This is a genomic window from Halopolyspora algeriensis (genome assembly GCF_003337235.1).
GTDB lineage: Bacteria > Actinomycetota > Actinomycetes > Mycobacteriales > Pseudonocardiaceae > Haloactinomyces > Haloactinomyces algeriensis.
Genome location: NZ_QPJC01000003.1, coordinates 237,150 through 257,759, shown reverse-complemented (window position 1 = coordinate 257,759; position 20,610 = coordinate 237,150). Strand labels below are relative to the sequence as shown.

Genomic DNA, 20,610 nt, shown 5'->3' with positions numbered 1-20,610 from the left:
CCCGTCGAAATCGCGCGGTTCTTCACCTTTCGCATCGCCGCTCTCGCAGCGATAGTATCCCTCGAAAGTCGTACCGGGAAAGACCTGTCGTGTGACACTGCGAAGCGCTACATTCACTCCTTCGTGATCGGCGGAATAGCCGGGTTTCGACACGAAGGAGTGGGCGTGTACCAGCAGATTCCGTATCCGTGTTCGCTCGGATGTGAATGCCATGGGTGACCTCGCAGTTCTCAGCATGGTCGCCCTATCCCCGATCGTGGTTGTCGGCATCCTTCTGGTGGGTTTGCGGTGGCCCGCCAAATACGCCATGCCGGTCGGATTCGTCGTGGTCGTCCTCGCGGCCGTCTTCACGTGGGACGTCGAACCCGTGGTGGTCGCGGCGTCGAGCGTGCAGGGATTGATCCTCGCGCTCGGCCTGCTCTACATCGTGTTCGGTGCGCTGCTGCTGCTCGAGACACTGGGCAAGAGCGGGGCACTGTCGGCGATCCGAGCCACCTTCACCGACATCAGTCCGGACAGGCGCATCCAGGCCATCATCATCGGCTGGCTGTTCGGGAGTTTCATCGAAGGGGCCTCGGGATTCGGTACCCCGGCAGCGGTGGTGGCCCCGTTGCTCCTGGCGCTCGGCTTTCCCGCCATGGCGGCGGTGATGGTGGGATTGATCATCCAGAGTACGCCGGTGACCTTCGGCGCGGTCGGCACACCGATCCTGGTCGGGGTCACCGACGGCCTCAGCGGCAGCGCGGCCGTGGAGCAACGGGCCTCGATCCTGGGTGTGGACATGCCCGGCTACGTCGCCCGCATCGCCCTGGACGCCGCGCTGATGCACGCGATCATCGGCACGCTGATCCCGCTGTTCTTGGCCTGCATGCTCACCGGGTTCTTCGGGGAGAACCGCCGCTTCGGCGAGGGACTCGGCGTGTGGCGCTTCGCGCTGTTCGCCGCGCTGGCGATGACGGTGCCCTACCTCGTGGTCGCCGCTGTGCTCGGCCCGGAATTCCCGGCGCTGCTGGGAGGGCTGATCGGCCTGACGATCGTGGTCGCCGCCGCCCGCCGCGGCCTGTTCATGCCCGCGCGGAACTGGGACTTCCCGGACCGGCGAGGCTGGCCTGCCCGGTGGACGGGCAACGTCGAGCCCGATGGTGATGTGACCGGCACGGCGATGCACCCGGCCCGTGCCTGGGCGCCGTACCTGCTGGTCGCCGCGCTGTTGGTGCTCACCAGGACGGTGACGCCGATCAAGGAGTTCCTCAGTGGAGTGTCCCTGGATTTCGAGGGCATCTTCGGTACCGAGGTTTCCGAAAGCCTGCAGCCGCTCTACATCCCGGGTTTCGTGCTGATCGTGGCCTGCGTCGCCACCTACGGCCTGCACCGGATGAGCAGGCGGCAGATCGTGGCGTCGTGGCAGGTGGCAGGCAGGCAGATCGCGGGTGCGGCCGTGGCCCTGCTGTTCGCGCTGCCGCTGGTGCGGGTGTTCATCAATTCCGGAACGGAGTTCAACGTGTCCGGTTACGAGAGCATGCCGATGACGCTGGCCGACGGTGCGGCCACGATCGCCGGTGGGGCCTGGCCCGTGCTGGCGCCCTGGATCGGTGCGCTGGGCGCGTTCGTCGCGGGCAGCAACACGGTCAGCAACCTGATGTTCTCGCTGTTTCAGTTCTCCACCGCCGAGCAGATCGGTGTGGCACCGGAGACGGTGGTGGCCTCCCAGGCGGTGGGCGGCGCTGCGGGCAACATGATCACCGTGCACAACGTGGTGGCCGCGTCGGCGACCGTGGGCCTGCTGGGCAGGGAGGGCGATCTCATTCGCAAGACCGTCTTTCCGCTGATGTACTACTGCCTGTTCGCGGGTGCGCTGGCGTTCGTGCTGACCAACGGGCTCGGTGCGAACCTCGGTACCACCATGCTGGTGCTGCTCGGTGGTGTGCTGCTCGGTGGTGTGCTGTGGCTGCGCCGGTCGGTCGAGGAGCATCCCGACAGCAGCGAGGATGCCCTGCGATGAGGGACGGTGGCTCGTCCTGCGCACGCGGCCCGCGTCCGGGACGGTAGGGGCAACGGGGACATTCCTCCGGCGAGGAATGTCCCCGCCCAGCTACTCGACCCATTGACTGTGACAGCGGTGGTGTCACACTTTGAGTGGAGCACCGGCTGCAAGGAGGAGGCACGCCACCCATGTCCGAGGCGTTCGTCTACGACGCGATCCGCACACCGCGCGGTCGTGGAAAGAAAACCGGGTCGTTGCACGGGACCAAACCGATCAGCCTGGTCGTCGGTCTCATTCAGGAGATACGCCGGCGTCACCCGGAACTGGACCCGCAAACGATCGACGATGTCGTCCTGGGTGTGGTCACGCCCGTCGGGGACCAGGGAGGCGACATCGCCAAAACCGCCGCTCTCGCGGCGGACCTGCCCGAGACCGTCAGTGGCGTGCAGCTCAACCGCTTCTGCGCCTCCGGTCTGGAGGCCGTCAACACGGCCGCGCAGAAAGTCCGCTCCGGCTGGGAGGACGTGGTGCTCGCGGGCGGTGTGGAATCCATGTCGAGAGTGCCGATGGGCACCGACGGCGGCCCGTGGGCCCTGGACCCGGAAACCAACCTGGACACCTCGTTCGTTCCCCAGGGCATCGGCGCCGATCTGATCGCCACCCTGGAGGGCTTCGACCGCGAGACCGTCGACGGCTTCGCCGCCGAATCGCAGACCCGCGCCGCCAAGGCATGGGCCGACGGACGCTTCGCGCGCTCCGTGGTTCCGGTGACCGACCGCAACGGTTTCACCGTGCTCGACAAGGACGAGCACATCCGCGCCAACACCACCGTGGAAGACCTCGGTGGACTACAACCGTCCTTCGCGGGAATCGGCGACATGGGCGGTTTCGACGCCGTCACCCTGCAGAAGTACCACTGGGTCGAGCGCATCAACCACGTGCACACGCCGGGCAACTCCTCCGGCATCGTCGACGGTGCCGCGCTGGCGTTGATCGGCGGTGACGAGTTCGGGGAACGCACCGGCATGCGCCCACGCGCCCGCATCGTCTCCGCCGCGCTCAGCGGCGCCGACCCCACGATCATGCTGACCGGCCCCGGCCCGGCCGTGCGCAAGGCGCTCGGCAAGGCCAAGATGTCCATCGACGACATCGACCTCGTCGAGATCAACGAAGCATTCGCCGCCGTGCCGCTGAAGTTCATGAAGGACTTCGGCGTGCCACACGAGAAGGTCAACGTCAACGGCGGAGCCATCGCCATGGGCCATCCGCTCGGCGCGACCGGCGCGATGATTCTCGGCACCCTCATCGACGAGCTGGAGCGCCGCAACCAGCGCTACGGCCTGGCGACGCTGTGCATCGGTGGAGGGATGGGGATCGCCACCATCGTCGAACGAACCGAGTGATGTTTTCGGCTTGAGTCCGTGGTCGCCGAACCGCCGCCCCATTTGGCGCCTTGCGGCGTTGAAGGCCACATCAGGTAGCCACCTACATCACGTGGCCTCCTGCCTTGCAATGCATCCAAATGGAACGGCGGAGGTGGTCACCTTGATCGGGCTGAGCACTCGTGCGAAAAGCCAAGACTCAAAGACAAAGCCAAAAACACCGAGAGTTCCCGCATTCGTCGCCCCAAAGCCGTAGCACAGTCTCCTAAGGACACATCATTCATGAGCGAGCAGAGCACCATCCGCTGGACCGATCGTGACGCCGACGGCGTCGTCGTGCTCACCCTGGACGATCCCCAGCAGCAGGCCAACACCATGAACGAGCGCTACCTGCGCTCGATGGAGGAAACCCTCCAACGCCTCGAGGCGGAACGAGACAGCATCACCGGTGTGGTCCTCACCTCCGCCAAGAAGACCTTCTTCGCCGGCGGAGACCTGCGCAACCTCATCCGGGCACGCCCGGACAACGCCGAGGAGGTCGCCGAGACCAGCACCACGGCCAAGCGGCAGCTCCGGCGACTGGAGACCCTGGGAGTTCCGGTGGTCGCCGCGCTGAACGGGACCGCCCTCGGCGGTGGCCTGGAGATCGCGCTCGGCTGCCACCACCGCATCGCCGTCGACACCTCCGGCGTGCGCTTCGGCTTCCCCGAGGTCACGCTGGGACTGCTGCCCGGTGCCGGTGGCGTGGTCCGCTCGGTCCGGATGCTCGGCATTGCCGACGCCCTGATGCAGGTGCTCCTCCAGGGGCAGCAGCTGCGGCCCGGCAAGGCCAAGGATCTCGGCCTCATCGACGAGCTCGCCGCGGACTCCGACGAGATGATGAGCAAGGCCAAGGAGTGGATCAAGTCCAACCCGGACGCCACTCAGCCGTGGGACCGCAAGGGCCACAAGATCCCCGGTGGTACACCATCGGACCCGAAGTTCGCCGCCAACCTGCCCGCCTTCCCGGCGAACCTGCGCAAGCAGCTCAAGGGAGTGCCGCTGCCCGCGCCGCGCAACATCATGGCCGCTGCCGTGGAGGGCGCGCAGGTCGACGTCGACACCGCCCTGACCATCGAGGGCCGGTACTTCCTGGAGCTGCTGTGCGGGCAGACGTCGAAGAACATGAGCAAGGCGTTCTTCTTCGACCTGCAGCACGTGAACTCCGGAGGCAGTCGCCCGCAGGACGTGCCGGAGTGGAATGCGAGCAAGGTGGGCGTGCTCGGTGGCGGCATGATGGGCGCGGGCATCGCCTACGTCTGCGCCAAGGCGGGGATGGAGGTCGTGCTCAAGGACATCTCCGTGGAAGCGGCCGAAAAGGGCAAGTCCTACTCCGCGAGGATCCTCGACAAGGCCGTGTCCAAGGGGCGCTCCAGCGAGTCGGAACGCGACGCCGTGCTCGCCCGCATCACCGCGACCGACCAGGCCGATCAGCTCGCCGGATGTGACCTGGTGATCGAGGCCGTCTTCGAGGACACCACGGTCAAGCACCAGGTGTACGCCCAGGCCGAAGAGGTCGTCGCCGAGGGCGCGGTGATCGCCTCGAACACGTCCACACTGCCGATCACGGGGTTGGCCGAGGGCGTGCACCGCCGGGCCGACTTCATCGGCCTGCACTTCTTCTCGCCGGTGGACAAGATGCCCCTGGTGGAGATCATCCGCGGTGAACAGACCAGCGACCGAACACTGGCGAAGGCTTTCGACGTCGTGCGCCGGATCAACAAGACGCCGATCGTGGTCAACGACAGCCGGGGATTCTTCACCAGCCGGGTGATCGGCACGTTCCTCAACGAGGGCGTGGCGATGCTGACCGAGGGAGTGCCCGCCGCCTCGATCGAGCAGGCGTCCGCCCAGGCCGGATTCCCCGCCCCGGTCCTGCAGCTCTACGACGAGCTCACGCTCACCCTTCCCCGCAAGATCCGGGAAGAGACGCGGCAGGCCGTCGAGGCCGCGGGCGGCGCCTGGACACCGCATCCGGCGGATGAGGTGCTGGACCGCATGGTCGAGGAGTTCGACCGGAAGGGACGCGCCAGTGGCGCCGGCTTCTACGACTACGCCGACGGTGAGCGCGCGGGCCTGTGGCCGGGGTTGCAGGAGCACTTCGGAGCCGACAGCCGTGATCCCGGCGAGATCGACCTCACCGACCTCGAGGAGCGGATGCTGTTCATCGAGGCACTCGAGACCGTCCGTTGTTTCGACGAGGGAGTGGTGGAGTCGGTGCCCGACGCCAATGTCGGCTCCATCCTCGGAATCGGTTTCCCCGCGTGGACCGGCGGAGTCGTGCAGTACATGAACGGCTACCCGGGTGGTCTGGCCGGTTTCGTCGAGCGTGCGCGGGAACTCGCGGCCCGCTACGGCGAGCGTTTCGAGCCGCCGGCTTCGCTGGTGGCCAAGGCCGAAGCGGGCGAGGCCTTCGACGCCGGTGAACCGGATGCCGAGGTGGTCACTGCGGTGGCCGCCTGACACGGCAATGGCCTTGCCCGGTGGGCCCCGAAGCCTTGCTCCGGGGCCCACCGGGCGATCTCGAAGGCGCTCCTTCAGAGTCCGAGTGCACTGCCGGGGTTCGGCACGCTGCCGACGATCGGCAGCGCGTCGCTCGGCGTGCCGACAGGGGTACCGGTGCCGGGGAGGGTTTCGCCGCCCCGGTCCGTCGTGTCCGCCCGGCTCGTCACGCCGGTGAGGCCGTTGTCCAACGCGGCCAGGGCCGGAGTGTGCTTGTGCGCGGGCAGGATCTCCCCGATCCTCGGCAGGTTCGCCCGGCTGTCCGAGGCCTGAGGCGGAGCGTCCTGCAGCGTTTTCGGCAGGTTCGCCCGGCCGTCCGCGCTCGGAGACGGAGCGCTCTGCAACGCTTTCGACACGACGGCGCCGACCGGCTTCAGCGGTTCGATGCTGCCGCCCTGGGCGGCCGTGAGATCGACTGCGGTGTCGGCTGCGGACACGCCCTCGTGACCGGGATGGCGTGGCCCGACTTCGGCCTCCAGCAGCTTGGCGTGCTTGCCGCGTTCGTTGCTCCGGCCCGCACTCGTGGTTTCGGCCTCGACGCCGACCGTCGGCCTGCTGTCGACCAGCTGTTCCACGCGTGCCTTCGCCTTGGCGACGTGACCGAGCACGGGGCCCGGCTGGACGGACGGCAGAGAGCTCCGTTCGCTGAGCATCTCACCGGCCGTACCGCGGGCCGTGGTCGCGATGTCGGCACCGACCTTCTTGACCGGGTTCGGGGCTTCGGCTTTCAGGGTGACGTCCGCGCAGGAGCCCATGGTCTGCTTCTGCAGCGTCCCGGCGGGGGTTTGGCAGGTGTGCAGGGGAGCCGTGATCCCGAGGTCGTCGGGTACCTGGCTGAGGTCGGGGAGCCCGGGGTTCGCAGTGTCCGCCGCTGAGGCGGTTCCCGTCGTGGCCGTGGCGAAACCCGCGGCCACAACAGCGGCGTTCAGCGTGCGCGTGGTCCAGGGGCGCAAGATCAGTTCTCCTTGGTCCGGTTTCTGCGGAAAGGCCGCCTCACCGTCGTGCCGCCGGACCGGGGGAGAGTCGGCGGTGGCGGTGAAACGCCCAACGCGCTCGGCATCGGACGGGACGTTGTCGATCTTGACCCCGGGCTTGCCGGTAACACCCGATCGGGTGGTTTGTGTGGAATACGTGCCCGGAGGTTTCGCCAGATCGCGTGAAGGACGGTGACTCGGGGTATCGGCCGGAGAGCGTCGGCCGGGCGGTGATGCGGCTCGGTCAGGCGGTGGTGAGGCTCGGACTGACGAGTGCCATCAGGTGCTCGGTGGCGACCTCCGGAGTGATCTCCGGTCGCCTCTCGCGCCACATGGCCAGCCGCTCGCAGGCACCGATGATCGCTTCGGCGAAGGCCTCGAGCCGTTCCTCGTTCATGTTGGGCAGCGAGAGGCGCAACATGTCCGCGGTGAACTCGACCTGCTGGCTGCGGATCGACTCGAGTTCGGAGTTGACCGGCAGGCTGGGGACGGTGGACTCGTTGCGCAGCAGTGCCCATGCCTGCCGGTGTTCGTCGCTGAACCGGAAGAAGGCCAGCAGGCCGTCGTGCAACAGCTGTTCGGGGCCGACCGCGTTCGCGGCCGCGGCCGTGGTGCTTTCCAGGAGTTCCCGCCTGGCGCGTTCGAGGCAGGCCAGCAGCAACCCGTCCTTGGAGCCGAAGTACTCGTAGAGCATCGGTTTGGACAGGCCCACACGCTGGGCGATGTCGTCCATCGAGGTGGTCTGGTAGCCCCGGGTGGCGAACACCTCCTCGGCGACCTCCAGGATCTGGCGCTCGCGTTCGGCCCGAGGAAGTCGCTTGCGGGATGCGGTTGCCACCGGATGCGTGTCTGCTTGCTCGGCCTCCACGAAATCGACCCTACCGTACGTAACTTACCGGCAGTAGGATACACATAACTTACCGGTAGTAACCTACTGAACAGTAAAAGCAGTGTGGCGCCGAAACGGGGAGGTCCACCGGTGGCGAAGCGACAGGAACGTGACCAGCGCAGGTACGAGACCTCCGTGGTCATCGTCGGAAGCGGGTTCTCGGGTCTGGGAACGGCGATCCGGCTGAAGCAGGCGGGCATTCACGACTTCGTCGTGCTGGAGAAGAACGAGGATCTCGGCGGTACCTGGCGGGACAACACCTATCCCGGGTGTGCCTGCGACGTCCCCTCGCTGATGTACTCCTTCTCCTTCGAGCAGAACCCGAACTGGTCGCGGATGTTCGCCGAGCAGGGCGAGATCGAGGACTACCTCCAGTACTGCGCCGACAAGTACGGCGTGCGCGAGCACATCCACTACGGCGTGGAGTTCACCGGCGCGGAGTGGGACGAGGACGGCCACACCTGGCACGTCGCGACCGCCGATGGCACCGAGTACGTCGGCAAGGCGCTCGTCTCGGGTGTGGGGGCTCTGCACATCCCGAGCTACCCCGACCTGTCGGGCCTGGAGCGGTTCCAGGGTGAGACCTTCCACTCGGCGAACTGGAATCACGACTACGACCTGCGCGACAAGCGGGTGGCCGTCGTGGGCACCGGCGCCAGCGCGATCCAGTTCGTCCCCAAGGTCGCCGAGAAGGTCCAGCGCCTGCACCTGTTCCAGCGCACCCCGCCGTGGATCCAGCCGAAGCCGGACCGGCCGATTCCCGCACGGCTGCAGAAGGCGTTCCGGCGCATCCCGCTGCTGCAGAAGGCCGCCCGGGCGGCGATCTACTGGACGCTGGAGCTGCGTTCGGTGGCCGTCCTGCGCAACCCGAAGCTGCAACGGGTCTCGCAGTGGCTGGCCAAGCGGTTCATCCGCAAGCAGGTGCGTGATCCCGAGGTGGCCGAGGCCGTGACCCCGGACTACTCCATGGGGTGCAAGCGCATCCTGCTGTCCAGCGACTTCTACCCGACACTGAACCGCTCCAACGTGGACCTGCGCACGAACGGGATCGCGGAGGTGCGCGAGCACTCGGTGGTCACCGGGGACGGCGAGGAGTACCCGGTGGACGCCATCATCTTCGGCACCGGTTTCCACGTCACCGACGCGTTCGAGCACCTCGCCATCGTCGGCCGCGGCGGGCGCAAACTGCAGGACGCCTGGAGCGACGGGATGGAGGCCCATCTCGGTATCACGGTGTCCGGATTCCCGAATCTGTTCTTCCTGCTGGGTCCGAACACCGGGCTGGGGCACAACTCCGTGGTGTTCATGATCGAGTCGCAGGTGAACTACGTGCTCAGCGTCCTGCGCCCGATGCTGACGGGCAGGTTCGACCAGGTCGACGTGCGGCAGTCGGTGCAGGACTCGTTCAACGCGGAGATCCAGTCGGAGCTCACCGAGTCGGTGTGGTCGACGGGTGGCTGCCAGAGCTGGTACCTGGACGCCAACGGGGTGAACCGGACGGTGTGGCCCGGCTTCACGTGGAACTACTGGTGGCGCACGCGCAAGGTCGACCCCGCCGAGTACGAGATCCTTTCCGCCGGGCGTCGTTGAGTCTTCGCACGCGAGTTCGATACTCTGGGCGCGTCGTTGCCACCACGGCTTCCCGCGCCGGGCCCGGTTGCCGGGCCCATGTCGGCGGAACCCCCCGTCGAAAAGCCCCATCGGGGTTGCGGGGCGTGTTCCCGAAAGGGGCGTGCCTCGCCCGTTCGGCACGGCGGGGAGCCTGCTGTCCACCAGGGGATGCCGATGTCACAGGCCCGTGCACTCTCGTCCGAGGACGTCCGCGGCCTTCGCGAGGAGCTGTCCGCGGGAGGCACGCCGACGGTGTGGTTCACGTCCGCGGCGGTGGGAGTCCAGGAAGGCCGTTCGGGAAAGGTGACCGCCCTGGGGGATCCCGAGGAAGGCGACTTCATCCAGGTCCGCCCGGCCGGTTCGAAGGACGTGCTGTCGTTCTCGGCCGGGGAGGTGACCGTCGTCAAGCCCGCTCCACGGAACAAGGGCTCCGATGCCGCGGGGAAGTCCGGTGACACGAAGTCCGGCAGTGTGAAGTCCGGCGGCGCGAAATCCGGCGGCGCGAAATCCGGTGGTGCGAAGTCCGGTGGTGCGAAGTCCGGTGGTGCGAAGTCCGGTGGTGCGGGAAGGACTGCGTCCGGAACCGCTGCGGCGCAGTCGGCGAGTCGGCCGGCGACCGTCGTGGCTGCCGCGGAAGGTTCGTCGGAGTCGGGGTCGGCTCAGCACACCTCGGCGAGCAAGCAGGCCGCAGGGGGCGAGGCCCGGACTGCTGCGGCCGCCCGCCGAAAGGCGAGCCGACCGGCCGGGGCGACCGTGACCCTGACGGCGGGATCGGACGGTCAGTGGAGCGTCGAGGTCAGCAACGGAAAGAAGCGGGTTCTGCGCCCCACGGCCGTTCCGGCTTCCGCGGTCGCCCACGCCGCGAAGGCACTGCACGCCGATGTCGCCCGCGCGGTCGAGCCACTGCTCGAAGCGGCACGGGAGCACCAGCGTGCCCGGGTCGAGCAGCTCCAGCAGGAACTGTCCGAAGCCCAGCGGATGCTCGATGACCTGAATGAGTGAGTGCCGGGCTCGCCCGGCGAGCAAGGCGGCAGCGGAAGGCAACTACACTCCGCAGCGGCGGCACCCCCATCCCCCTGGGGTGTCGCCCTTTTCGTGACGCACCGGCCGAAGTCCGGTTTCGGTCGATACGGTCGGCATCGGAGTGCCTGCTTCGGAGAACAGATGCGGTTTCGGGTCGAATCCCGTCCCCCCGAGGGCGGAGCACTGCGCAGCCGCTCCTTCCTGATGCTGCTGGTGGCCACCCTGGGAGCGTTCGCGGGTTACGTGACGCTGCTGCCGGTCGTCCCGCTGTGGGCGGTCGAGGCAGGTGCGAGTGAGGTCGCCGCGGGGGCGACCACCGGGCTGTTCATGCTGGTCACCGTTCTGACCCAGCTGGGGATGCCGTGGCTGCTGCAGCGGGTCGATCACCGGATCGCACTGGGGCTGGGCACGTTCCTGATCGGCGTGCCGACCCCGCTGTTCGCCCTGGCGACCGAGTTGTGGGCGCTGCTGGCGGTGTCGGGTGTGCGCGGTGTCGGTTTCGGGCTTTTGACCGTGACCGGGAGCGCACTGGTGGCCGAGCTCGTCCCTCCGTCGCAGCGCGGCCGGGCGGCCGGGCTCTACGGCCTCGCGGTCGGCCTGCCCAATGCGGTCCTCCTGCCGGTGGGGGTGTGGCTGGCCGGGCACGTGGGGTTCGTCCCGCTGTTCTGGGCCGCCGGAGCACTGCCCGTCGCGGCGACCATCGCCGTCGCCGGGATCGCCCCGGTGCGGGATCATGCCGTTCGAGACGGTGCTGCCCGAACCCATGCTGATCGGGATGGGACCGACCATCTCGAAACCGGCCGGAGCCGGCGGTTTCCGGCCGGCCTGCTGCCACCCTGGCTGGTGATGACGGCCGTGTCGATCGTCGCGGGCGGTGTCATCGCCTTCCTGCCCCTGGCGACCGCGTCCGCGATTGCCTCGGTGGCACTGCTGGCCTTCGGGATGGCTGCGACGGTCTGCCGATGGTTGGCCGGGCAGCTGGGGGACCGGTTCGGTTCCCGCACCGTGCTGCTGCCCTCGGTGCTGCTGGCGGGGGTCGGGATGGTGGGCGTCGCCGTGGCCACCGGCGGACAGGCCCTTGTCGCGGTCCCCGGTGCGCTGGTGCTCGGCGGCGGTTTCGGCGCGGTGCAGAACGCGACCCTGGTCCTCATGTTCGAGCGTGCTCCGGCCGGCCCGGCGAGCACCACGTGGAACATCGCCTACGACGCGGGCAACGGCATCGGCGCGACCGGATTCGGTGTGCTGGTCGGCGCCGTGGACTATCCGATCACCTCCTTCCTCGCGGCCGCACTCGTTTTCTGCTGCGTCCCGTTCGCTCTGCTCGGGGAGGGCACCCATGCGCAGAGCTCATACCGAAAAAACCCCTAAAATGCGGGTGTGAAGCATCGTCTGCTGAGCCCGGGCTGGGTGTTGTTGCACCTGGTGTTCGTCGCGGCCGTCGCCACCACGCTGTGGCTGGGGTGGTGGCAGTGGGAGCGTGCGCAGGAGGCGGGCGGGAGCTTCCGCAATCTCGGCTACGCCCTGCAGTGGCCGTTGTTCGGCGCGTTCACGCTGTTCCTCTGGTACCAGGTGGCGCGCATGGACCTGCGCAAGCCGGAGGAGGAGCGATCCGACGCGGTCGTCTCCGACAGCGGGGTCGTCTCCGACAGCGGCACCGAGCGAGCTTCCTCGCCCGCCGACACCGGTGTCGGCGCAGCACGCGATTCCGCTCGGGTGCGCAACCGCCCCCTCGTGCCGCCACCCGCACCACCGGTGGATGCGGACGAGGACCCGGAATTGGCTGCCTACAACCAGTACCTGCGGGAACTCGGCGAGGCCGACCGGAACCGCCGTTAGTGCCCGGCTTGTGCGAACACCTCGCCCGGCCCCTGCATGCATGCGGGTGGTGGGTGCACCGATAGGGTGTCCCCCGTCCGCGATGGTCAAAATGGGCCGCAGGGATTGGGGCAGACGTGCGCGGCAGCGTGTTCTTGAAGTTGTTCGGGCTGTGTGTCCTCACCGGTGTGCTGGTGGCCAGTTTGATGATGCCGATGGCCGTCGGCGCCGGCGCCCTGGTCAACCGGACCACAACAGCGATGTCGCGCATGTCCGACTCGCTGGAGAAGCGGCAGATGCCGCTGACGACCACGATCACCGATCGCAACGGCGATCCGATGGCGCACCTCTTCGAGGACTACCGGATCCCTACACCGGCCGATGAGATCTCCAAGACCATGAAGGCCGCGATCACCGCGATCGAGGACAAGCGCTTCTGGGACCACCACGGCGTGGACTGGCAGGGCACCATGCGTGCGCTGGCGACGAACATCGCCAGCGGCTCGGTCCAGGAGGGCGCCTCCACGATCACGCAGCAGTACGTGAAGAACTACCTCGTCCACGTGGCGGCCGACAACGCGGTGGAGGCGCAGAACGCGAAGGAGACCACCATCGCGCGCAAGCTGCGCGAGGCCAGGCTCGCCGTCGAGCTCGAACGCACCATGACCAAGGAGGAGATCCTCACCGGATACCTCAACGTGGTGCCCTTCGGCAACCAGACCTTCGGGGTGGGTGCGGCCGCCCAGACCTACTTCGGCACCATCCCCGACAAGCTGACCATCGCGCAGTCGGCGCTGCTGGCGGCGCTCGTCAACGCGCCGGGAGCGCTCAATCCCAACACGCACCCGCAGGATGCCCTGCATCGGCGCAACCTGGTCATCGATCGGATGGCCGATCCGGGCAACAACATCCGGATCACCGAAGAGGACGCCGAGCGGGCGAAGCAGCAGCCGCTGGGGGTGCTGTCGCCGCTGGGGCGTCCGCCGAACGGCTGCGTGAGCATCGGCGACGGCACCACCGACGGGTTCTTCTGCGAGTACGTGCTCAGCTACCTGCAACGGGCCGGTTTCGACCGGGACAAGCTGGAGACCGGCGGTTACACCATCCGCACCACGATGGACCGCAAGGCCACCGATGCGGCCAAGGCCGCCGCCGAGGCCCAGGTTCCGACCCGCACGCCCGGTATCGCCAATGCGATGGCGGTCGTGGAGCCCGGCACGAAGAAGCACGAGGTGCGGGCTCTGGTCGCCAACCGCGACTACGGCAACGACGCGGACAAGGGGCAGACGGCTTATCCCATCGTCAGCGATGTGCAGCCGTTCGGCGCCGGCTCGGTGTTCAAGATCTTCACCGCCGCGGCGGCTCTCAAGCAGGGCATGAGCATCCACGACACGATCCCGACTCCGCCGGTCTACACCTCACCGATCTACAAGTCGGGTGTCAGGCCGTACACGGTGCACAACGCCGAGGGCGTGGCGCCGGGACCCCGGACTCTGCAGGAGGCGCTGGCGACCTCGCCGAACACGGCCTTCGTCATGCTGCAGGAGAAGGTCGGCCTCGACAACGTCGTGAACATGGCCTCCGAGCTCGGGCTGCGGCGCAGCATGCACCACGTGGACTCCGGAGGCCGCCCCCTGGAGGACGGCGAGCTGTCCGAGGCGCAGTGGGTCAAGCGGCACAACATGGGGTCGTTCACGCTCGGGGTGTCCTCGGTGAGCGTGCTGGAGCTGTCGAACGTCATGGCCACGATCGTCAGCGACGGCACGTGGTGCCCCCCGACTCCGATCGAGGCCGTCATCGACCGCAACGGCAACCGAGTACCGGTCAAGCAGAAAGCCTGCGAGCAGGTGCTCTCCCCGCAGGTCGCGGGCGCGCTGGCGCAGGGGCTCAGCAAGGACGCCCTTCCCGGCGGGACGGCACACGCGCCGGCGAAGGCCGCCGGATGGCAGCGGCCTGTCGCCGCCAAGACGGGGACCACCCAGCGGCACCAGTCGGCCGCCTTCGTGGGGGCGACCCCGCAGATGGCCGGGGCGGTGCTGACCTACGCCGACGGCGGAGACCCGCAGGGGATCTGCGTCCGTGGCGGCGGGAAGCCGCCGTTCCTGTGCGGGGACGGCAACGGCAACATCTACGGCGGAACGGTTCCCGGGCGGACCTGGTTCAATGCGATGACCGAGATCCACGAGGGGTTGCCGGTGGCTCCGCTGTCCTCGTCGCCGCGATCGCCGTAGGGCCTTCGAGCTCCGGCAGCCTCTCCTTCACCGGCGGTTGAGGCGCCGTACGCCCCGGGTCAGCCCCGGTTCCCGCGGGACCGGGTTCGGCACGGGAAGCCTGTGCAGGGCGATCAGCACGAGAATCAGCAGGACCAGCACGATCCACCCGGACCAGCCCAGCAGTCCCACCGAGGCGTTGGCCACCGGTTGCCCCGGAGCGCTGAACACCACCGGCAGGGTCGCCGAGGCGTTGAGGAAACCGTGGCCGATCACCGCGGGCCACACGCTGTGGGATGCCAGGCGCAGCCAGCCGAGCAGGGTGCCCACCAGCGTGCAGAAGCAGATCATCATGAAAAACGACACGACCACCGGCACGGTGGGGTAGTTGTAGCCGAGCACGAGCAGCGGTGCATGCCACAGTCCCCACAGCACGCCGGTCACCAGGAACGCGCCCGGCTGCCCCAGCGGCAGGAGCGCCCGAGTCAGGTATCCGCGCCATCCCCACTCCTCACCGAAGGCCGGGATCACGTTGAGCCAGCCCAGCAGGAACGTATGGGCGGCGAGGATCACCACGGCCGTGCCCGTGGGCACGTCCGGATTGTCGATCAGGGAGAACCGCACCTGCTCGGCCAGACCGGAGAAGTCGCCCCAGTCGGCCCGGTAGACGCCGAAGGCGTGTCCCACCAGCAACGCGAGCATCATGGCCAGCGGCGGGCCGAACCAGCCGATCAACGCGTAACGCCACCATGCCCTGATGCCGCCCGGGCCGGTGATGCCGGTCTCCCGCAGCATCCTGCGTCTCGGGCTGATCCACCGGTTGGTCACGAATGTCGCCACCGCGGGCATGAACATCATGGCAACCAGCACAACCGGCGACCACACCCAGGAAAGTCCCTGCCCGGTCAGCCACATCGGCAGCGTCAGCAACCATGCCGGGAGGTAGGCCAGCAGCACGAAGCCGACCACGCCGCGAACATCCACTCGGTCGTACTCGGTGTCCATGCGGGCATCCTGCCAAACACGGTCGGCAGGCGGATTCCCCGAGCGGCAGAGGTTCGCGGCGTGGCGGCGTGACTCATCGGAACGTCACTGCAGGGATCCCCGCACCTGTGCGGCCGCGGCGACCATGCTGCGCAAGGCGGAGTCGACCTCGGCATAGCCACGGGTCTTCAGCCCGCAGTCGGGATTGACCCACAGCCGTTCGGCGGGCATCGACTCGAGGGCCGCCCGCAACAGCTTCTCGACTTCGTCGGTCTGCGGGACGCGCGGTGAGTGGATGTCGTACACGCCGGGGCCCACGCCCCGACCGAAGCCGACCGCGTTGAGATCGTCGAGGACCTCCATTCGGGACCGCGCGGCCTCGATGCTGGTCACATCGGCGTCCAGCGCCACGATCGCGTCGATGACCTCGCCGAACTCCGAGTAGCACAGGTGCGTGTGGATCTGTGTCCGCTCGGCGACACCGGAGGTGGCGAGCCGGAACGCGTCCACGGCCCAGCGCAGGTAGTCCCGCTGCTGCTCGGCACGCAGCGGGAGCAGCTCGCGCAGGGCCGGCTCGTCGACCTGGATCACGCGGATTCCCGTGGCTTCCAGGTCGACCACTTCGTCGCGGATGGCCAGCGCGACCTGTGCGGCCGTGTCCTCGAGCGGCTGGTCGTCGCGCACGAACGACCACGCGAGGATGGTCACCGGCCCGGTCAGCATGCCCTTGACGGGTTTGTCGGTCAGGCTCTGCGCGATCTTCGCCCATTCCGTGGTGATCGATCGGGGGCGGGCGACGTCGCCGAACAGGATCGGGGGGCGCACGCAACGGGACCCGTAGGACTGCACCCAGCCGTTGTCGGTGCTGACGAAGCCCTCCATGTGCTCGGAGAAGTACTGGACCATGTCGTTGCGTTCCGGTTCGCCGTGCACGAGTACGTCCAGCCCGATCTCCTCCTGCAGGGCGATCACCCGCTGGATCTCGTCGACCATCCGTTGGTGGTAGGAGGTCCGGTCGATGGTGCCGTTGCGCAGTGCCGCGCGTGCCTTGCGGACGTCGGCGGTCTGCGGGAACGAGCCGATCGTCGTGGTGGGCAGTGGCGGGAGCCGGAGGGCGTGCTGCTGTGCCGGGCGTCGCGTGGCGCACTCACTGCGCCGGTAGTCGCCGGGTCGCAGCGTATCGACCCGGCTGCGGACCCGTTCGTTGCGGAGGCGCTCCGAAGCACCGCGGTCGGCGATCGCTTCCCGGGACGCGTTGAGTTCGGCTCCGACCGCCTCGCGCCCCTCACTCAACGCGCGCCCGAGGGTGACCACCTCGTCGACTTTCTGCTTGGCGAAAGCCAGCCACGACTTCACCTGCGGGTCGATGCTCGTTTCGGCCTCGGCGTCGTAGGGCACGTGCAGCAGCGAGCACGACGTGCTCACCGCCACGTTGCCTGCCACCCCCAGCAGGGTCGCCGCGGTGCACAGCGCGGAGTCGAGGTCGGTGCGCCAGATGTTGCGCCCGTCGACGAGGCCTGCCACCAGGGTCTTGTCCCGCAGGCCGGTGATGCCGGGCAACCTGTCCGGGGAGACGGGGCCCGCCACGAGGTCCACGCCGACCGCCTCGATCGGCGCCGTGGCCAGTGTGTGCAGGGACTCGCCGGCGTCGCCGAAGTACGTGGGCACGAACACCTTCGGTCGTTCGGTGAGGTCGCCGAGTACGCGGTAGGCATGCCCGAGCCGTTCCTTCTCCGCGGGGGAGCGGTCGGCGGTGAAAGCGGGCTCGTCGAGCTGCACCCACTCGGCGCCGGCGTGGTGCAGTTCCCGCAGCAGCTCGGCATAGCAGGCGAGCAGATCGCCCAGCCGGTCCAGCGGCCGGAACGTCGCGGGCGCGCTTCCGTCGGGTTTGGCCAGCAGCAGGAAGGTCACCGGCCCGACCAGCACCGGGCGGGTCGTCACGCCGAGCGCGGCCGCTTCCCGGTACTGCTCGATCGGGGTGCGGTCGGTCAGGGCGAACGAGGTGTCCGGGCCGATCTCGGGGACGAGGTAGTGGTAGTTGGTGTCGAACCACTTGGTCATCTCCAACGGCGGCACGGAATCATTCCCGCGCGCCATCGCGAAGTAGGTGTCCAGTGCGTTCGCCCCGAGGTCGGTGTAGCGCCGCGGGACGGCGCCGAAGGTGACGGCCGTGTCGAGCACCTGGTCGTAGTACGAGAACGTGTTGCTCGGAACCGAGTCGAGCCCGGCGTCGCTCAGTTCGCGCCAGGTGTTGGTGCGCAGGGTGCGGGCGACGTCGCGCAACTCCGCCTCGCTGCTGCGTCCGGCCCAGTAGCTCTCCAGCGCGCGCTTGAGCTCCCGGTGGGGGCCGATGCGCGGGTAGCCGAGGACGGTCGATCCGATCGTGGTGGTCACAGCTCTCTCCTCGCGAGCTCGATGACAGGAACGAACCGAGACCTGCGAGGAACGGCGCGGCGCACGGCCCCGAACGCGGTGGTGGGGGCGCGGGTCGAACCGTCCGGCGACCCTCCCTCGAGGCCTCGGACCTGCGCACACTCCCGTGTGCGCACCGACGGCAGGTCTTCGGACTCGTGGGCGGCCCGGCCTGTGGCCGGGTGCTCCTACTGGCCGTCGGCTTCCCGAGCCGTGCTCAGTGCCTTTCGGTCGTCGTGACCGGTGACGGCGGTCGTTCCCACTCACCGCTGCGGGGCAGTCCCGGAGTCACACCGGGTTCCCTCTTGCCTCACCCGGCAGGGCCCGTGAGCGGCCCCGGCGGGTGAACCATCGGCAGCGGCCACGGTACCCATCCGGGGGCGGTTGGCAAGGCATCGCACCTTTTCGGGTCGCACCGCAGAGCGCCGCACCATGCCCGTGCGCAGCAGTCGATCCGGCCGGAGACGAGTGGTATGGCTTTCGACACAGCGTTCTCGACCACCGCAGGTCGGGGAGTTGCCGGTGCGGAATCCGCTTGCCGATATCGGTGGCGCACGCAAGCATGAGCGCATGTCCACGAGCTTGCTGCCCACCACCGAACGTGCCCTGCTCCGACGACTGGCCCGGGAACAGCGGAACGGCCGGGCCCCGTCGCTCATCGCGGGACTCGTCCGGGACGGTGAGACGATCTGGGTGGGCACGCGAGGTTGGGTCGACGGGGAATCCCCGACCGCCGACACCCAGTACCGGATCGGCTCGATCACCAAGACGTTCATCGCGGTGCTGGTCATGCGGCTGCGCGACGAGGGGCGGCTCCACCTGTCCGATCGCGTCGAGGATCACGTGCCGGGAACCGCGGTGGGGGATCGCCCGATCTGGCAGTTGCTGGCGCACAACAGCGGGCTGACCGCGGAACCGAACACCGCGTGGTGGGAACGCACCCCGGGTGTGGGAGCCGAGTCGCTGCTCGACACGATCGACAAGGAGGCGATGCGGCCACACCCGCAGCACGTCTTCCACTACTCCAATGTCGGTTTCGGGCTGCTGGGGGAACTCGTCGCGCGGCATCATGGCGAGGACTGGGCGACGGTGGTGCGGCGCGAGATCCTGGACCCGCTCGAAATGACACGCACCACGCCGCACCCGGTCGCGCCGCATGCGCGCGGTTGGGCGGTGCACCCCTGGGCCGACCTCGTCCAGGAGGAGCCCACCGAGGACGCGGGCGCGATGGCTCCCGCCGGGCAACTCTGGTCCACTGTGGAGGACATGACCCGGTGGCTGCGTTTTCTCGGCGGGGACACCGGAGAGGTCCTGCATCCCGACACCGTCACGGAGATGCGTACTCCGACCAGCGTGGACGATGGCGGCGTGTGGGCCGCGGGCATGGGGCTCGGCCTGCAACTGCAGCGGTATCGCGGACGCAGGCTCGCCGGCCACAGCGGCTCGATGCCCGGCTTCCTGGCGAACCTGTTGACCGACCCCGACGAGAACTCCGGGGCGGTGTTCCTGGCCAACGCGACCGCCGGGCCGAGCGGGGCACTGGTGGCCGAGCTGCTGGACATCCTCGACGAGCACGAACCGCGCATCCCGCAACCGTGGCAGCCCGCCCCGGTGGATCCGGCGCTGCTGGAACTGACGGGTCTGTGGTACTGGGGACCGACAGCGCACGTGGTGCGCATCCTGCCGGACGGGATGCTCGATCTCGTGCCGTGGCAGGGCAAGGGTCGGGCATCGAGGTTCCGCCCGAACGCCGACGGCACCTGGACCGGCCTGGACGGGTATCACCGCGGCGAGCAGTTGTGCGTCGGCCGGGCCGCGGACGGGACGCCGAACCACCTCGACCTGAACACGTTCATCTTCACGCGCTCGCCCTACGACCCGGACGCCCCGGTGCCGGGTGGCGTCGAATCCTGGCGCTGAGCGGCATCCACTCGGCTCCGGAACATGTGCGCCAGCCCCCTCTTGCTCGCTGTGTAATACACAAGTATCCTTGTATTGCGCAGCGGTGGGAGGGTAGTGGAGAGCGCAGTCGCACATGTACATCGAGAACATCGAGTGGGATGCCAACAATCGCTCCCACGCGCTCACCCGTGCCAGCGAAGTCGAGATCGATCAAGCCATCGCCAACGTCCATCGCGCGCCCCGTAACAAGAAGTCGGGAACCGCTACCCACCTGCTGCACGGCTGCACCGATGGTGGCCGCCGACTCGTCGTCGCCGTCATCTACGACCCGGACACGTACACCGTGCGCCCGATCACCGCATGGGAGGAGGGACGATGAACACCGAATCACGCGCTGACCGCGAAGCAGCCGAAGCCGAGTGGCTATACGAGCACCGCAACGATCCCGACCTCGAGGGCGAGGAGGAAGAGGTCACCGTTGCCAAACCGCTGGCGGTGACGACATCGCTGCGTATGACGAAGGAAGAGTCCGCCGCGATCCAGCAGGCAGCGCAGCAGGCGAACATGTCTCAGTCGGAGTGGATTCGCAAGGTGTGCATGACAATGGCTGAACGGCCAAGCGTTGCACGTGAAGTCGCGGTCGTTGGTCCGCAGTTGCGCCGTTTGAACGACTTGCTCAGGGAAGCCCGTGAGGTGGAAGGAAACCTGGAGCAGGAAGTGCAGACGCTGTTGAAGGCCGCGCAGGACTGACACAGCAGGAAGTGGCCCCGCTGCTCGAGATGGGTGGTGGGGCCGCCGATCTTCATGTCGGTGCCGGGAGTTTTCCATTCACCTACCCGCCGATCGCCGTCGCGATCGGCGGACCGGTCGTAGCTGCCAGGGC

The 20,610-nt window shown here is 68.3% G+C and carries 15 protein-coding genes and 1 riboswitch; of the genes, 11 read left to right on the top strand and 4 right to left on the bottom strand.

The annotated features are described in order from the left end of the window. Positions 1-211 precede the first annotated feature (211 nt). From DFQ14_RS07670 to DFQ14_RS07660, 3 genes are all read left to right on the top strand, one after another. Positions 212-2,002, top strand: a complete 1,791-nt coding sequence (locus DFQ14_RS07670) for an L-lactate permease (protein ID WP_114452396.1) — start codon at positions 212-214, stop codon at positions 2,000-2,002. Between the two features lie 170 nt (positions 2,003-2,172). Continuing rightward, positions 2,173-3,387 (top strand): acetyl-CoA C-acetyltransferase, encoded by a 1,215-nt coding sequence (locus DFQ14_RS07665; protein WP_114452395.1) that lies wholly within the window; start codon positions 2,173-2,175, stop codon positions 3,385-3,387. 261 nt (positions 3,388-3,648) lie between these two features. Next, complete coding sequence (locus DFQ14_RS07660) at positions 3,649-5,868, top strand: 3-hydroxyacyl-CoA dehydrogenase NAD-binding domain-containing protein (RefSeq protein WP_114452394.1); 2,220 nt, start codon at positions 3,649-3,651, stop codon at positions 5,866-5,868. A gap of 74 nt (positions 5,869-5,942) precedes the next feature. Here DFQ14_RS07660 and DFQ14_RS07655 read toward each other — a convergent pair whose 3' ends face one another. Both DFQ14_RS07655 and DFQ14_RS07650 read right to left on the bottom strand, forming a co-directional pair. Then, a complete protein-coding gene (locus DFQ14_RS07655) occupies positions 5,943-6,860 on the bottom strand; it encodes a hypothetical protein (RefSeq protein ID WP_114452393.1) in 918 nt (305 codons plus the stop codon). Between the two features lie 265 nt (positions 6,861-7,125). Continuing rightward, complete coding sequence (locus DFQ14_RS07650) at positions 7,126-7,749, bottom strand: TetR/AcrR family transcriptional regulator (protein ID WP_246195775.1); 624 nt, start codon at positions 7,747-7,749, stop codon at positions 7,126-7,128. 111 nt (positions 7,750-7,860) lie between these two features. Between DFQ14_RS07650 and DFQ14_RS07645 the strand changes: the two genes are divergently transcribed. The 5 genes from DFQ14_RS07645 to DFQ14_RS07625 all read left to right on the top strand — a co-directional run bounded on the left by DFQ14_RS07645 (position 7,861) and on the right by DFQ14_RS07625 (position 14,450). Beyond that, complete coding sequence (locus DFQ14_RS07645) at positions 7,861-9,360, top strand: flavin-containing monooxygenase (RefSeq protein ID WP_114452392.1); 1,500 nt, start codon at positions 7,861-7,863, stop codon at positions 9,358-9,360. Positions 9,361-9,555: 195 nt separating this feature from the next. Beyond that, positions 9,556-10,383: a DUF6319 family protein gene (locus DFQ14_RS07640; RefSeq protein ID WP_114452495.1), complete on the top strand. Its 828-nt coding sequence runs from the start codon at positions 9,556-9,558 to the stop codon at positions 10,381-10,383. Between the two features lie 162 nt (positions 10,384-10,545). After that, positions 10,546-11,772 (top strand): MFS transporter, encoded by a 1,227-nt coding sequence (locus DFQ14_RS07635; RefSeq protein ID WP_114452494.1) that lies wholly within the window; start codon positions 10,546-10,548, stop codon positions 11,770-11,772. Between the two features lie 9 nt (positions 11,773-11,781). Continuing rightward, positions 11,782-12,240, top strand: coding sequence for a hypothetical protein (locus DFQ14_RS07630; protein ID WP_114452391.1), 459 nt, complete (start codon positions 11,782-11,784; stop codon positions 12,238-12,240). A 116-nt stretch (positions 12,241-12,356) separates the two neighbouring features. Beyond that, entirely contained in the window at positions 12,357-14,450 is a 2,094-nt protein-coding gene (locus DFQ14_RS07625) for a transglycosylase domain-containing protein (protein WP_114452390.1), read from the top strand. Between the two features lie 27 nt (positions 14,451-14,477). Here DFQ14_RS07625 and DFQ14_RS07620 read toward each other — a convergent pair whose 3' ends face one another. Both DFQ14_RS07620 and metE read right to left on the bottom strand, forming a co-directional pair. Then, complete coding sequence (locus DFQ14_RS07620) at positions 14,478-15,434, bottom strand: CPBP family intramembrane glutamic endopeptidase (RefSeq protein WP_179951518.1); 957 nt, start codon at positions 15,432-15,434, stop codon at positions 14,478-14,480. Positions 15,435-15,518: 84 nt separating this feature from the next. Continuing rightward, positions 15,519-17,807: a 5-methyltetrahydropteroyltriglutamate--homocysteine S-methyltransferase gene (metE, locus tag DFQ14_RS07615; protein WP_114452389.1), complete on the bottom strand. Its 2,289-nt coding sequence runs from the start codon at positions 17,805-17,807 to the stop codon at positions 15,519-15,521. Between the two features lie 152 nt (positions 17,808-17,959). Continuing rightward, a riboswitch (cobalamin riboswitch) is annotated at positions 17,960-18,182 on the bottom strand. Between the two features lie 213 nt (positions 18,183-18,395). Here metE and DFQ14_RS07610 point away from each other — a divergent pair. The 3 genes from DFQ14_RS07610 (at position 18,396) to DFQ14_RS07600 (ending at position 20,477) form a co-directional block, all read left to right on the top strand. Continuing rightward, a complete protein-coding gene (locus tag DFQ14_RS07610; RefSeq protein WP_114452492.1) occupies positions 18,396-19,745 on the top strand; it encodes a serine hydrolase domain-containing protein in 1,350 nt (449 codons plus the stop codon). Positions 19,746-19,860: 115 nt separating this feature from the next. Continuing rightward, a complete protein-coding gene (locus DFQ14_RS07605) occupies positions 19,861-20,106 on the top strand; it encodes a hypothetical protein (protein ID WP_114452388.1) in 246 nt (81 codons plus the stop codon). Further along, positions 20,103-20,477, top strand: a complete 375-nt coding sequence (locus tag DFQ14_RS07600; RefSeq protein WP_114452387.1) for a DUF6290 family protein — start codon at positions 20,103-20,105, stop codon at positions 20,475-20,477. The genes DFQ14_RS07605 and DFQ14_RS07600 overlap by 4 nt, the downstream gene beginning before the upstream one ends. Positions 20,478-20,610: the final 133 nt, after the last annotated feature.

Coding starts and splice junctions, on each gene's coding strand:
- DFQ14_RS07640 (WP_114452495.1), top strand. CDS start 9,556: ATGTCACAGGCCCGTGCACTCTCGTCCGAGGACGTCCGCGGCCTTCGC.
- DFQ14_RS07665 (WP_114452395.1), top strand. CDS start 2,173: ATGTCCGAGGCGTTCGTCTACGACGCGATCCGCACACCGCGCGGTCGT.
- DFQ14_RS07610 (WP_114452492.1), top strand. CDS start 18,396: ATGTCCACGAGCTTGCTGCCCACCACCGAACGTGCCCTGCTCCGACGA.
- DFQ14_RS07670 (WP_114452396.1), top strand. CDS start 212: ATGGGTGACCTCGCAGTTCTCAGCATGGTCGCCCTATCCCCGATCGTG.
- DFQ14_RS07600 (WP_114452387.1), top strand. CDS start 20,103: ATGAACACCGAATCACGCGCTGACCGCGAAGCAGCCGAAGCCGAGTGG.
- DFQ14_RS07660 (WP_114452394.1), top strand. CDS start 3,649: ATGAGCGAGCAGAGCACCATCCGCTGGACCGATCGTGACGCCGACGGC.
- DFQ14_RS07635 (WP_114452494.1), top strand. CDS start 10,546: ATGCGGTTTCGGGTCGAATCCCGTCCCCCCGAGGGCGGAGCACTGCGC.
- DFQ14_RS07605 (WP_114452388.1), top strand. CDS start 19,861: ATGTACATCGAGAACATCGAGTGGGATGCCAACAATCGCTCCCACGCG.
- DFQ14_RS07620 (WP_179951518.1), bottom strand. CDS start 15,434: ATGGACACCGAGTACGACCGAGTGGATGTTCGCGGCGTGGTCGGCTTC.